Genomic DNA, 12,418 nt, shown 5'->3' on the forward strand with positions numbered 1-12,418 from the left:
CTGTAATTGTAAACTTGGTATCTATCTGATGCGATTCGATTGGTTCCGCCGCCTTCGGGCTGGCGTGCGGCACCGCCTGTCTCCGTTCTTGTCAATCCCCCCGCAAGCCCGCCAGGGCCGCTTCGAAGCCATCCGTGCCGCGCCGCAGCTCTTCGACGATGCGACCGTCGCGGATGCGCAGCAGCCGGTCCGCCAGCGCCGCTTCGCGCCGCAAGTGGGTTGCGATCAGCAAGCTGCGTCCTTCGCAGCGCGCGCGCAAACGCTGCAGGACGTCGCTTGCCGTCCCCGCATTCAGCGCTTCCGTCGCTTCGTCGAGCAGCCACAAGGTCGATTCGTGCAGGAACAGCCGCGCCAGCGCCAAACGGCGCGCCTGGCCGCCCGACAAGCCCAGGCCGCCCTCGCCCAGCATGGTGTCGAGGCCGCCCGCCAGGGCGCGCACCTCGTCGGCCAGGCCGGCCGCCTGCAGCGCCGCCCACAGCTGCGCATCGCTGGCGGCGGGGTCGGCCAGGCGCAGGTTGTCGCGCAAGCTGTCCTGGAACAATTCCGTCTTCTGCGTGAACAGGCAGGCGCGCGGCGCGCTCACCTTGCCCGACAATGGCGCCAACTCGCGCGCGGCCAGGGCCAGCAAGGTGGACTTGCCCGCGCCGCTGGGGCCGATCAAGGCCACGCGCTCGCCGGCGGCGATATGCAGCGATACGTCATGCAGGATGGCCACATGGCTGCCCGCATGCGCGGCGCTGACGTGTTCCAGGCGCAAGCCCGGCGCGGCATCCAGGGGCAGCGTGGCGACATCCTGCTGCTCCAGGCGCGGCGCCAGGCGGCGCATGGCCAGCAGCATGCGCCCCGCTTCCAGCGCGCCGCGGCGCAGTCCCGCAAACGGTTCCACGGCCGTCAGGGCGATCAGCAGGGCCAGCGCCGCGGCCGGCACGCTCAGCGCCTGCTGCTGCACCAGCGCGGCGACGGCCAGCAGCACCCCGGCCAGGGTCGCGCTGCCGGCCACGCCATACGCGGCGCCCGCCGCCGTTTCCAGGCGCAGCAGGGTGAAATCGGCTTGCGCCAGCGAGCGGTCGATCCGCGCCAGCGCCGCGCACTGGGCGTCGATGCGGCCCGCCATCACCAGGTCCGTCTGGCCGGCCACCAGGTCGATGGCGCCGGAACGCAGTTTTTCGATGGCGCGCGAGCGCAGGATGGCCGGGCGGCGGGCGCGGCGCGCCACGCTCCAGCTGATGCCGCCGCCGGCGGCCAGCAGCCACGCGGCCAGTCCCAGGCCCAGCTGCCACTGCATCACGCCCAGCGCCACGCCAGCCAGCAAGGCCGCGCATAGTGCCGTGAAGGCAGGGACCAGCAGGCGCAGATACAGCGATTCGAGCGCATCGATATCGGCCGTCAGGCGGAACAGCAGCTTGGCGGGCTGGCGCAGCAGGCGGCTGGCCGCTTCCGGGCGCGACCAGCCGCGAAACAGTTGCACGCGGATGCTGGCCAGCGCGGCGAACGTGGCGTCGTGCGTGACGAGGCGTTCCGCATAGCGCGAACCCGTGCGGCCGATGGCCAGCAGGCGGATGCCGGCCGACGGGCCGAACACGTCGAACAGGATGGCCGTCGAGGCATGCAGGCCGGCAATCGACGTGGCCGTGATGAACCAGCCGGACAAGCCCAATAAGGCCATGCCGGACACCGCCGTCAGGGCCGCCAGCAAGGCGCCCCCGATCAGCTTGCCTGGTTGGGCCAGCAGTAATTGCCGCAGGACGGGATGCGAGATCAATGTGGTGTTCATGCGCGCAACTCCTGTGCCTGCGCCAGGGCATCGACCTGCACCGTGCGCTGCAGGCGCCCGGCCAGCACGGGGTCGTGCGTGGCGACGATCATCGTCTTGCCTTTCGCCAATTCCAGCAAGGCGTCCGTCACGCGCGCCGCCGTTTCGCTGTCCAGGTGGGCCGTCGGTTCATCGACCAGCAGCAAGTCCGCGTGCGGATGCAGGACCACGCGGGCCAGGGCCAGGCGCACGGCTTCGCCGCCGGACAAGCCCTGCCCGCCATCGCTGAGCATGACGGCCGGCTGCGCCTGCGCCACGGCAGCCAGGTCGGCCAGGTGCAGCGCCTGCGTCACTTGCGCGGCATGCGCGCCCACGCGGCCCAGGGTCACGTTCTGGCTGACGGAGGCGGCAAACACATGGGGACGCTGGCCCATCCACGCCATGCGCTGGCGCAAGGTATTCACGGTGCCGTCGTTCAGACGCACGCCGCCGATGCGGATCTCGCCGCCGCTGGCGGGCAGCAAGCCGGCCAGCAAGGACAGCAAGGTGGTCTTGCCGGCGCCGCTGGCGCCCAGCAGGGCGACATGTTCGCCGGCGCGCACGGTCAGGTCGAAGCCGTCGAAGACGGGCGCCTCGCCGGGATGGGCAAAGCGCAGTTGATGGATATCGATAGCGGGCGGCGGCGCCACGGCCATGGCGGCGGCGGAGACGGCAGCGGCTGCCACGCCGGCGCCGGGCAGGGGCACGCCCTCGACCGCCAAGTCGTGCAGGCCGGCCAGGCCCGCTTCGCCGGCCGCCTTGTCGTGCCAGACGGCGGCCAGTTCGCGCAAGGGTTCGAAAAACGCGGGCGCCAGCAGCAGGATGAACAAGCCCTGCCCCAGGCTCAGTTCGCGGCCCCAGGTGCCGAAATTGATGCTGCCCAGCAAGGAAAAACCGATAAACGCGGCCACCATGGCGACACCGAGCGCGGAAAACAGTTCCAGCACGGCGGACGACAGGAAGGCGATGCGCAGCACCACCATCGTGCGCCGGCGCACGGATTGCGACGAGGCATCCAGGCGTTCCGCCGTGGCGTCGACGGCATCCAGCGCGCGCAGGGTGGCCAGGCCGCGCAGGCGGTCCAGCAAAAACGCGTTCATGCTGCCCATTTCCACCATCTGCGCGCGGCTGGCCGCTTGCGCACCCATGCCCACGAGGGCCATGAAGACGGGAATCAGGGGCGCGGCGATGAGCAGGATCAGCGCGGCGATCCACGACAGGGGCGTCACCACGGCGAGGATCACGAGCGGCACGAGCATGACTTTCCAGCGCGCGGGCTTGTAGCGCACCAGGTAGGGCACGATGGCTTCGGCCTGTTCGGCGATGACGCTGGCCGCCTGCCCCGACTGGGCGCGCTGGCGGTCCAGCGGCGAACGGTGCGCCAGCGCTTGCGCCACTTGCGCGCGCAAGGTGGACAGGTGGTCGCGCGCCGCCGCATACATGCGCCGCGCGCCCCACGCTTCGCAGCCGGCGCGCAGCATGCCCAGCAGCAGCACGCCGGCGGCCGGCAACAGGGCCGCGCGCCACGGTGCACCGGCGAGCATGGCTTGCACGGCCCAGGCCAGCAAGGCCGCTTGCGGCAGCCACAGCAAGGCGGCGCCGCCCTGCGCCAGGCTGGCGGCGCGGGGAAGAATAAAGCGGGGCAAGGACAGTGGCGTGGTAGGCATCTCTATACTTTTTGAGTTTTCAGAATTTTCTGTAAATTCGATATTTTGTATAATACTGCGAAACATGACATATATCAATTGACCCTGCGAGTGTGGCGTGAAAAAATTCAGATAATTATGAAAACTCAACATATCCAAATGACGCCGCTGATCCTGACCTTCGTCAGCCATTTCGGCGAGATGGGCAGCCGCTGGGGCTTTAACCGGACAGTGGGGCAAGTGTACGCCTTGTTGTTTGTCGCAGAGCATCCTTTACACGCGGATGAAATCGCGGAACACCTGAGTTTTTCACGTTCGAACGTGAGCATCGGCTTGAAGGAATTGCAGGGCTGGGGCTTGATCCGCCAGTCGCGCATCCCCGGCGACCGGCGCGAGTATTTTTCCTCGCTGGGCGATGTGTGGCAAATCTTCCGCGTGGTGGCCGCCGAGCGCCGCCGCCGCGAAGTGGCGCCCACCTTGACGGTGCTGCGCGAATCGCTGCTGGCGCCGGCCACGGAACCCGTCGACCAGTATGCGCAGGAGCGCATGCGCGAAATGTATGAACTGGTCGACCTGGCCAACACCTGGTTCGACGACTTGCAGCGCCTGTCGCCCGAATCGATGGCGCAGTTGATGAAAATGGGCGCCAAGGTGCAAAAGCTGCTCAATGCCAAGGATCGCTTGTTCGGCGTCAGCAATAACAGCGACTGAAACCCGCCCCCCCCTCTCCCCAATCAAGGCATTGCTAGCACAAGCTGGCACGCCTTGTCACGCCATTTCCGCTCGCCGTACAGGCTTTCGCCAGCACAGCCATACATAGCCGTATGCGATGTTGTCAAGCATGCCAATAGCATTATTTAAATTGTATTAATTTACATCAAGACTAAGCTTGCATATGCGTACTCACGCAAAGGCGACCGGGCGACAAGTCGACCTCCCTGACCGGACGGCGCGCACCCTGAAGCAGTGAAATGTCTGCAATAAAATAAAAGGGGATTTTCATGAAAAGCATAACAAGCATTGCCATACGGGCATCCATGCTGGCCGCCCTGACGGCCTGCATGGGCGTGGCACAGGCTGCTACATGGGTCGATGTGGGACCGGCCAGCGGTTTCAGCATCGAAGGCAGCACCGTCACTTACTCGCCGTCACCTGCCCTCATGGTGAAATACTATAACGACAATCTCGTGCCGCAGAGTCCCACCGACATCCAGGGCTATATCAACGGCGTTTTCGGCACCAGCCTGGGTGCGGCCGTCTCGTTTTGCGACAATGCCACCTCAGGCTGCACCGCGGGCACCACGGCAGGCGCCAGCGGCGGGGTGAATTCCTTCACGAGTGCGGCGGCCTATGATTACCTGGCCATCCATTTCGGCCAGGGCGAACTAGTCTTCCAATGGGCAGCGCCCGTCGCAGCCGGCACGACCTTCACGGTGGCAGGCTTGCCCAAGGACCTGAGCAATTACCGCGCCTACGTTTCCGCCGTCCCTGAACCGGAAACCTATGCCATGCTGCTCGCCGGCCTGGGCCTGCTCGGCGTCCTGGCGCGCCGCCGCCAGGCAAAATAAGAGCATCGGGCAAGACCCGCAACACGGCGCCGGCGCACCCATGTTTACAGCGCGCTTGCGCCGCGCCGCCCACTCTTTACACCGCCTTTATGCCTCTCCCGCTATGCTGACCGGCATCTTCAGTCACCGTTGCGAGGGAGCCCACATGCATGAATCCCCATTCCAGCCGCGCGCGCGCCATGCGCTGCGCCAGCACTTGCCCGTGCGCGAACGGCTGCGCCTGGCACGCCTGGCCAGCAAGAAAGTGCTGTCGCTGTGTTCCGCGCTGCTGTGCGCGGCGCCGCTGCTGTATTTGCTGAGCTTAGTGCTGGGCGCGCAGCCCTGAACAGCTGCGCGAAAACCGGATGTGGGGGAAAGATGGGGTGCGTTGCGGCAGCTTGGCGCCGCATGATCGTGGCCAGTATGAAACTGGTCCGCCCAGAGGGAATCGAACCCCCATTCACGGTTTAGAAGACCGTTGTCCTATCCGTTGAACGATGGGCGGAGAGGTGCAGTATTTTAATCCATGCGCGCCAGCAATGAAATGCCAGCGCGGAATAGAAAACGGGCTGTCATTTCTGACAGCCCGCTTATGACTTTGGTCGGAGTACAAGGATTCGAACCTTGGACCCCCTGGTCCCAAACCAGGTGCGCTACCGGGCTGCGCCACACTCCGAAGACAAGATAATAACGCCCCCACCCAATTTCGTCAATTGCCATAGACGAATTAGATGGAAATAACTATCGGCGCCTGCCTTTACACAGCCACTTTATCCGCAATGCGGCGCGCCATCGACTCGGCCTTTTCCTTATCTTTCGCCTCGACCATCACGCGGATCAGCGGCTCGGTGCCGGAAGCGCGGATCAGGACGCGGCCCGTGTCGCCCAGCTCGGCCTCGACCAGTTCTTTCTCGGCCACCATGGCGGCATTTTTTTGCCAGTCGAAACCGGGCGCCACGCGCAGGTTGATCAGGGTTTGCGGGAACAGCACCAGTTCGGCCAGGCATTGCTGCAGGCTCTGGCCGCTGCGCTTGAGGGCGGACAATACTTGCAGCGCGGAAACGATGCCGTCGCCCGTCGTGTGCTTGTCCAGGCACAGCAGATGGCCGGAACCTTCGCCGCCCAGTATCCAGCCCTTTTCCTTCATGACTTCCAGCACGTAGCGGTCGCCCACCTTGGCGCGCGCAAAGCCGATGCCCTGCTGCTTGAACAGCACTTCCAGCGCCATATTCGTCATCAGGGTACCGACGGCGCCGGCCACGGGGCCTGTCGCCAGGCGGTCCTTGACCATGACGTACAACAATTCGTCGCCGTTATACAGGCGGCCAGTGGCATCGCACATGATCAGGCGGTCGGCGTCGCCATCGAGGGCGATGCCCAGGTCGGCGCCGTGCTCGACGACGGCTTCGGCCATGGCCTTGGTTGCCGTGGCGCCGAAGCCCGCATTGATGTTGAAACCGTCGGGCTTGTTGCCGATGGCGATGACTTCCGCGCCCAGCTCATGGAACACGTGCGGCGCGATATGGTAGGCGGCGCCATGCGCGCAATCGACGACGATCTTCAGGCCGCGCAAGTCCAGCTCGTTCGGGAAGGTGCCCTTGCAAAATTCGATGTAGCGGCCCTGGGCATCGTCCAGGCGCTTGGCGCGGCCCAGCTTGTCCGACGACACGCAAGCCATGGGCTCGTCGAGCGCCGCTTCGATCTCCAGTTCCACGCTGTCGGGCAGCTTGGTGCCCTGGCCGGAAAAGAACTTGATGCCATTGTCGTGGTACGGGTTGTGCGAAGCGGAAATGACCACGCCGGCCGACAGGCGCAGCGCCCGCGTCAGGTAGGCAATTGCCGGGGTCGGCATGGGGCCGGCCAGCATCACATCCACGCCGGCGGCCGACAGGCCCGCTTCCAGCGCCGCTTCCAGCATGTAGCCGGAAATGCGCGTGTCCTTGCCGATCAGCACCGTCGGTCGCGTCTTGCCGCCTTGCGACTTGGCCAGCACCTTGCCGGCAGCATAGCCGAGGCGCATGACGAAGTCGGGGGTGATCGGAGCCGTGCCAACCAGGCCGCGGATGCCATCCGTGCCAAAATATTTACGCGTCATAGTATTTCTCTTTTTGTTGTTTATGATAAATCTTACAGGCTCAGTGTGCCATGCGCCAGACCTTCAGTGCATCGACGGTTTCAGCTACATCATGCACACGGATAATTTCCGCACCTTGCGCTACCGCAGCAAGTGCACCGGCGACACTGCCGGCCAGGCGCTGCTCGACGGGACGCCCCGTGACGGCGCCGATCATCGACTTGCGCGACAGCCCGGCCAGCACGGGCAGGCCCAGTTCGCTGCGCAACTGGCGCGTGGCGCGCAATAAAGCGTAGTTCTGCTCCACCGTCTTGCCGAAGCCAAAGCCGGGATCGACGCACAGGCGCTCGCGGGCGATGCCGGCCGCCGTCATCGTGTCGATGCGCTCGCGCAGGAAGTCGATGACTTCGCGCACCACATCTTCGTACTGCGGCTGGGCTTGCATAGTTTCCGGCACGTTTTGCATGTGCATGATGCACAGCGCGCAATCGCTGTCGCGCACGGCGTCAATGGCGCCCGGCGCGCGGAAACCGTTGATATCGTTGATCATGTCGGCGCCCGCCAGGATGGCTTCGCGCATCACTTCAGGCTTGTAGGTGTCGACGGACAGGGGCTTGCCGCAGTCGCGCAAGGCGTACAGCACCGGCATGACGCGCTGCAACTCGTCTTGCAGCGGCAGCGGCGGCGCGCCGGGGCGGCTCGATTCGCCGCCGATGTCGATGATGTCGACACCGTCCATGATCATCTGCTCGGCGCGCGAAATGGCAAATTCCAGGTGCTGGTACTGGCCCGCATCGGAAAACGAGTCGGGCGTGATGTTCAGGATGCCCATCACCAGCGCCTGCGTGCCCTGCAGGTTGAAGCCGAAACGGCCGAATTGCAAATAGTGTCGCATGTGATTCTTTGTAGTCGTCAGGAAAAAACTGCGGCGGCAACGAAAAAGGGCAAGGATTGCTCCTTACCCTTCTCTTGCATGCCGCTAATCAGGCAGTGGTCGCTATCAGGCTGGCGCCGTCACGTTGGGCGAGATGCCGCCCGTGCCGCTGTCGCCCGCATTGCGGCGTGGCGGGATGACTTTCGGTGGACGCGGCTCCAGGCCGGCCATGATGTCATTGATTTGCTCTGCATCAATGGTTTCCCATTCCAGCAAGGCTTTGGTCATCATTTCAACCTTGTCGCGGTTGCCTTCCAGCAAGGTGCGCGCCAATGCATATTGCTTGTCGAGAATGTTGCGGATTTCAGCATCGACCTTTTGCTGCGTCGCTTCCGAGATCGTCTTCGTGGCGCCGCCGAAGAAACCTTCGTTTTCGCTGTCTTCGTAGACCATCACGCCCATGCTGTCGGACATGCCGAAGCGGGTCACCATGGAACGGGCCAGCTTGGTGGCGCGCGAAAAGTCGTTCGACGCGCCCGTGGACATTTGGCCCACGAAAATCTCTTCGGCGATACGGCCACCGAACAGGATGGAAATTTCTTCCAGCATCTTGTCCTTGTAGGCGGACAAGTTGTCGTGTTCCGGCAACTGCCACGTCAGGCCCAGAGCCCAGCCGCGCGGCATGATCGTTACCTTGTGCACGGGATCGGCCTTCGGCAGCAGCTTGGCGACGACGGCGTGACCGGACTCATGGTAAGCCGTATTGCGACGCTCTTCCTCGCGGATGATCATCGATTTACGCTCGGGACCCATGTAGATCTTGTCTTTCGCATCTTCGAAGTCCGCCATTTCCACCAGGCGCTTGCTGCGGCGCGCAGCGAACAGGGCTGCCTCGTTGACCAGGTTGGCCAGGTCAGCGCCCGAGAAACCGGGAGTGCCGCGGGCCAGGATATCGGCTTTCACGTCGGTACCGATAGGCACTTTGCGCATGTGCACGTTCAAGATCTGCTCGCGGCCGCGGATATCGGGCAAGCCGACGGACACCTGGCGGTCGAAACGGCCCGGACGCAGCAGCGCTTTGTCGAGCACGTCGGCGCGGTTGGTGGCGGCCACGACGATCACGCCGGAGTTCGCTTCAAAACCGTCCATCTCGACCAGCAACTGGTTCAAGGTCTGTTCGCGTTCGTCATTGCCGCCACCCATGCCGGCGCCGCGGTGACGGCCGACAGCGTCGATCTCGTCGATGAAGATGATGCATGGCGAATGCTTTTTCGCGTTTTCGAACATGTCGCGCACGCGGCTGGCGCCCACGCCGACGAACATTTCCACGAAGTCGGAACCGGAAATCGAGAAGAACGGCACCTTGGCTTCGCCGGCGATGGCGCGCGCCAGCAGGGTTTTACCCGTGCCCGGAGGACCGACCATCAGCACGCCGCGGGGAATGCGGCCGCCCAGTTTCTGGAATTTGCTCGGATCCTTGAGGAAATCGACCACTTCGTTGACTTCTTCTTTCGCTTCGTCGCAACCGGCGACATCGGCGAAGGTGACGGTGTTGCTGGCTTCATCCATCATGCGCGCCTTCGACTTGCCGAACGAGAATGCCCCGCCCTTGCCGCCGCCTTGCATCTGACGCATGAAGAAGACCCAGACGCCGATCAACAGCAGCATGGGGAACCAGGAAACAAAAATAGTTTGCAGGAAAGACGCTTCCTCGGGCGGACGCACATCGAAATGCACGCCATTGTCGCGCAAGTCGCCGATCAGGCCCTTGTCGAGGCTGGTGGCAGTGGTACGCACCTTGGTGTCGTCCATCAGCTTGGCGGTGATCGACGAACCTTCGATCACGACATCCTTGACGCGCTTGGCTTTGACTTCATCCAGCAAATCGGAATAAGCGATGGCCTTGCTGCCGCCTGTGGCGCCATGACTGTCGAATTGCTTGAACAGCATGAACAACAGCAGCAATACGACTACCCAGATGGCAGATTTGGAAAACATGTTATTCACGAAGACTCCTTGGATGCAGTGCGCATCTCTTTACCTATAGCTAGAAACACGATTTTACTCGCAATAAGCGGGCCGTGCCAAAGCCCGCCGATCCGTGCGCGCGAAAAAATCGCGTTCACGCAAAAAAATGCAGTATAAACAATTTAGGCTTTTATGCCATCAGACGCTACTGCACTTCTCGTTCCCATGTGCGGATTCCCTCTTAAATATCAAGGGCGGAATCATCTTCTTCCACGGCATTTTTCAGCGGATTCTTGATTCCACGGCCCATCAGGAAGATTTCCGACGATTTATCGCGGCTGGCCTTGGGTTTTTTCTGCACGACGACCTTGAATTCGGCGCGGAATTTCTCCACGATCTGGCTGAAACCCATGTCCTTGAAGCATTTCACCAGCAGCACGCCAGACGGCTTCAGGTGCAATTGCGAGAATTCGATGGCCAGGTCGATCAAGTGTTCCATGCGCGCGGCATCCGCCGTGGCGATGCCCGACAGGTTGGGCGCCATGTCCGACAGGACCAGGTCGACCTTGCGACCCTGCAATACCACTTCCAGCTGGCGCAGCACGCGCGCTTCGCGGAAGTCGCCCTGGATGAAGTGGAAATCGGCGATTGGCTCCATTTCCAGCATGTCCAGGCCAATCAGGGTACCATTGACCCCGCCGCCGTCCTTGCCGGCCAGCTTGCGCCGCGTGTACTGGGCCCAGCTGCCAGGAGTGCAACCCAGGTCGACGATCACCTGGCCAGGTTTGATCAGTTTCTCGTCTTCATCGATTTCTTTCAGCTTGTATGCTGCCCGGGCGCGGTAGCCCTCTTTTTGCGCCAACTTCACATATGGATCATTTATGTGGTCGTGCAACCAGTTTTTGTTTAATTTCTTCTTTGCCATTCGCGTAGAATACTGCTTTTAAGGGAATTACTAAATATTATTATGCTAAAACTTACACCCGTAGAGCGCAGCGCACTGCGCGCCGAAGCACACGCGCTGAAGCCTATCGTCATTATTGGCGAAGCGGGCTTGACACCTGCTGTCCTCAAAGAGATCGACCTTGGCCTGGATTCGCACGGCCTGATTAAAGTCCGCGTGTTCGGCGACGACCGCGAAGCCCGCGTCGGAATGTACGATACGATTTGCGGCAATCTCGGCGCCGCCCCGGTACAACATATTGGCAAACTGCTGGTAATCTACCGTCCGAAAAAAGAAGTGGTTAAGGAGAAGGTCAGCGCCGGCAAAGGCATGCGCGAAGTGACCATCGTCAAGGCCAGCGCCAGCGGCACCAAGCGCCCGAGCGTGACGAAAGTCATGATCAAGGGCAATGAGCGCGTTACCGAAGGCGGTTCCATCAAGCGTGCCAAGCCACGTCAGAAAAGCGCCAAGAAAAGCGCACTGGGCAGCAAGTAAGCCTGTTCACCCGGCCACCGCGAGGCGGCCGGGCTTGAAACAAGAAGCGGAGCACGGGATATTCCCTGCTCCGCTTTTTTATTGCTGCTGATTCAAGATTACTGCTGTTTCCAGATCAGCACGCCCGCCAGCAGGCTCTGCACGGCAAAGATCAGGGTCGACACGCCATGCAGCATGCCGAAGCGGCTGCGCATGGCCTCGTCCATGATGCCCGACGGCGCTTGCGCCTTGAGTTCGGCCATCAGGGGCGAAATACCGAAATGGCTGAGCAGCGCGCACACCAGCATCGATAGTACCAATGCGGCCAGCAAACGGCGGCGCTTCAACTCCAGCGCGCCCGCGCCCCATTGCAACAGGGCCAGCAGCACCAGCGCACAGGCGATGGACAGCCAGGCCTCGGCGCGGAACATGCTGCCGGCGATATTGCCCGCCAGCACGCGGTCGCTGAGGGTACCGAACAGGGTGGGCGCCACGATGAAGCCGATGGTCCACAGGCTGCCGGCCCACAGGGTGGCAACGAGGACGCGCACGCGCGTCAGCATCAGATGTACAGCACTTCCAGGATTTCGTACTCGCGCGGGCCGGACGGCGCCTGCACTTCCACCACGTCGCCGGCGTACTTGCCGATCAGCGCGCGGGCGATCGGGGACGTCACGGAAACCTTGTTCATTTTCAAGTCGGCTTCATCGAGGCCGACGATCTGGTACGTGACTTTCTGGCCCGATTCCAGGTCTTCCAGGTTCACGGTCGAGGCAAACACCACGCGGCCTTCCGCGTCGAGCGCGGTCGGGTCGATGATTTGCGCTGCGCCCAGCTTGCCTTCGAGCTCGGCGATGCGGCCTTCGACGAAGGCCTGGCGCTCCTTGGCGGCATCGTACTCGGCGTTTTCCGACAAATCTCCGTGCGAACGCGCTTCGGCGATCGCATCGATGACGATGCGGCGTTCCTTGGTCTTCAAATGATGCAGCTCTTCCTTCAAGAGTTCTGCGCCGTATTTGGTCAATGGGACTGAGGTCATGTTATCTCTACTATCTGCTAGTTATCGGCGCCGCTGTCCGTGTTTTGCCACGGTTAACGGA

The 12,418-nt window shown here is 62.8% G+C and carries 12 protein-coding genes and 2 tRNA genes; 4 read left to right on the forward strand and 10 right to left on the reverse strand.

What is annotated here, in order from left to right:
* Positions 1-91: 91 nt before the first annotated feature.
* Positions 92-1,774, reverse strand: coding sequence for an ATP-binding cassette domain-containing protein (locus tag O0881_RS12635; protein ID WP_289911554.1), 1,683 nt, complete (start codon positions 1,772-1,774; stop codon positions 92-94).
* Positions 1,771-3,459: a thiol reductant ABC exporter subunit CydD gene (gene cydD / locus O0881_RS12640; RefSeq protein WP_289911555.1), complete on the reverse strand. Its 1,689-nt coding sequence runs from the start codon at positions 3,457-3,459 to the stop codon at positions 1,771-1,773. Before cydD ends, O0881_RS12635 begins: the two co-directional genes overlap by 4 nt.
* Positions 3,460-3,597: 138 nt before the next feature.
* Here cydD and O0881_RS12645 point away from each other — a divergent pair, with 138 nt between their 5' ends.
* The 3 genes from O0881_RS12645 (at position 3,598) to O0881_RS12655 (ending at position 5,331) form a co-directional block, all read left to right on the forward strand.
* Positions 3,598-4,149, forward strand: a complete 552-nt coding sequence (locus O0881_RS12645; RefSeq protein ID WP_170909696.1) for a GbsR/MarR family transcriptional regulator — start codon at positions 3,598-3,600, stop codon at positions 4,147-4,149.
* Positions 4,150-4,439: 290 nt separating this feature from the next.
* Positions 4,440-5,006: a PEP-CTERM sorting domain-containing protein gene (locus tag O0881_RS12650; protein ID WP_099664489.1), complete on the forward strand. Its 567-nt coding sequence runs from the start codon at positions 4,440-4,442 to the stop codon at positions 5,004-5,006.
* 145 nt (positions 5,007-5,151) lie between these two features.
* Complete coding sequence (locus O0881_RS12655) at positions 5,152-5,331, forward strand: hypothetical protein (RefSeq protein ID WP_251351227.1); 180 nt, start codon at positions 5,152-5,154, stop codon at positions 5,329-5,331.
* An 84-nt stretch (positions 5,332-5,415) separates the two neighbouring features.
* On the opposite strand, the gene O0881_RS12660 is transcribed toward O0881_RS12655, so the two are convergent.
* The 6 genes from O0881_RS12660 to O0881_RS12685 form a co-directional block, all read right to left on the reverse strand.
* Positions 5,416-5,490 (reverse strand) — tRNA-Arg (locus tag O0881_RS12660).
* 94 nt (positions 5,491-5,584) lie between these two features.
* Positions 5,585-5,661, reverse strand: a tRNA-Pro gene (locus O0881_RS12665).
* Between the two features lie 81 nt (positions 5,662-5,742).
* Complete coding sequence (gene glmM, locus O0881_RS12670; RefSeq protein WP_289911556.1) at positions 5,743-7,080, reverse strand: phosphoglucosamine mutase; 1,338 nt, start codon at positions 7,078-7,080, stop codon at positions 5,743-5,745.
* A 40-nt stretch (positions 7,081-7,120) separates the two neighbouring features.
* Positions 7,121-7,954: a dihydropteroate synthase gene (folP, locus tag O0881_RS12675; RefSeq protein ID WP_251351226.1), complete on the reverse strand. Its 834-nt coding sequence runs from the start codon at positions 7,952-7,954 to the stop codon at positions 7,121-7,123.
* Between the two features lie 105 nt (positions 7,955-8,059).
* The gene (ftsH, locus tag O0881_RS12680) at positions 8,060-9,940 is read right to left on the reverse strand and encodes an ATP-dependent zinc metalloprotease FtsH (protein WP_035817778.1); all 1,881 of its coding nucleotides are present in this window, start codon (positions 9,938-9,940) and stop codon (positions 8,060-8,062) included.
* Between the two features lie 202 nt (positions 9,941-10,142).
* Entirely contained in the window at positions 10,143-10,826 is a 684-nt protein-coding gene (locus O0881_RS12685; RefSeq protein WP_034757436.1) for an RlmE family RNA methyltransferase, read from the reverse strand.
* A gap of 42 nt (positions 10,827-10,868) precedes the next feature.
* Between O0881_RS12685 and O0881_RS12690 the strand changes: the two genes are divergently transcribed.
* Positions 10,869-11,339 carry a YhbY family RNA-binding protein gene (locus O0881_RS12690; protein WP_010397237.1) on the forward strand — a complete coding sequence of 157 codons (471 nt, stop codon included), beginning with the start codon at positions 10,869-10,871 and terminating at the stop codon, positions 11,337-11,339.
* Positions 11,340-11,437: 98 nt separating this feature from the next.
* Here the strand turns inward: O0881_RS12690 and O0881_RS12695 are convergent, their stop codons facing one another.
* Both O0881_RS12695 and greA read right to left on the reverse strand, forming a co-directional pair.
* Positions 11,438-11,881: a DUF4149 domain-containing protein gene (locus tag O0881_RS12695; RefSeq protein ID WP_289911557.1), complete on the reverse strand. Its 444-nt coding sequence runs from the start codon at positions 11,879-11,881 to the stop codon at positions 11,438-11,440.
* The gene (gene greA / locus O0881_RS12700) at positions 11,881-12,357 is read right to left on the reverse strand and encodes a transcription elongation factor GreA (protein WP_034757428.1); all 477 of its coding nucleotides are present in this window, start codon (positions 12,355-12,357) and stop codon (positions 11,881-11,883) included. Before greA ends, O0881_RS12695 begins: the two co-directional genes overlap by 1 nt.
* Between the last annotated feature and the right edge of the window lie 61 nt (positions 12,358-12,418).

It is taken from the genome of Janthinobacterium sp. SUN100, from assembly GCF_030397705.1.
GTDB lineage: Bacteria > Pseudomonadota > Gammaproteobacteria > Burkholderiales > Burkholderiaceae_D > Janthinobacterium > Janthinobacterium kumbetense.

What these genes read in the sequence shown, in the direction of transcription:
- O0881_RS12635 (WP_289911554.1), bottom strand. Translation starts at nt 1,774, where the DNA reads ATGAACACCACATTGATCTCGCATCCCGTCCTGCGGCAATTACTGCTG.
- cydD (WP_289911555.1), bottom strand. Translation starts at nt 3,459, where the DNA reads ATGCCTACCACGCCACTGTCCTTGCCCCGCTTTATTCTTCCCCGCGCC.
- folP (WP_251351226.1), bottom strand. Translation starts at nt 7,954, where the DNA reads ATGCGACACTATTTGCAATTCGGCCGTTTCGGCTTCAACCTGCAGGGC.
- O0881_RS12685 (WP_034757436.1), bottom strand. Translation starts at nt 10,826, where the DNA reads ATGGCAAAGAAGAAATTAAACAAAAACTGGTTGCACGACCACATAAAT.
- O0881_RS12690 (WP_010397237.1), top strand. Translation starts at nt 10,869, where the DNA reads ATGCTAAAACTTACACCCGTAGAGCGCAGCGCACTGCGCGCCGAAGCA.
- greA (WP_034757428.1), bottom strand. Translation starts at nt 12,357, where the DNA reads ATGACCTCAGTCCCATTGACCAAATACGGCGCAGAACTCTTGAAGGAA.
- O0881_RS12655 (WP_251351227.1), top strand. Translation starts at nt 5,152, where the DNA reads ATGCATGAATCCCCATTCCAGCCGCGCGCGCGCCATGCGCTGCGCCAG.
- O0881_RS12650 (WP_099664489.1), top strand. Translation starts at nt 4,440, where the DNA reads ATGAAAAGCATAACAAGCATTGCCATACGGGCATCCATGCTGGCCGCC.
- O0881_RS12645 (WP_170909696.1), top strand. Translation starts at nt 3,598, where the DNA reads ATGACGCCGCTGATCCTGACCTTCGTCAGCCATTTCGGCGAGATGGGC.
- glmM (WP_289911556.1), bottom strand. Translation starts at nt 7,080, where the DNA reads ATGACGCGTAAATATTTTGGCACGGATGGCATCCGCGGCCTGGTTGGC.
- O0881_RS12695 (WP_289911557.1), bottom strand. Translation starts at nt 11,881, where the DNA reads ATGCTGACGCGCGTGCGCGTCCTCGTTGCCACCCTGTGGGCCGGCAGC.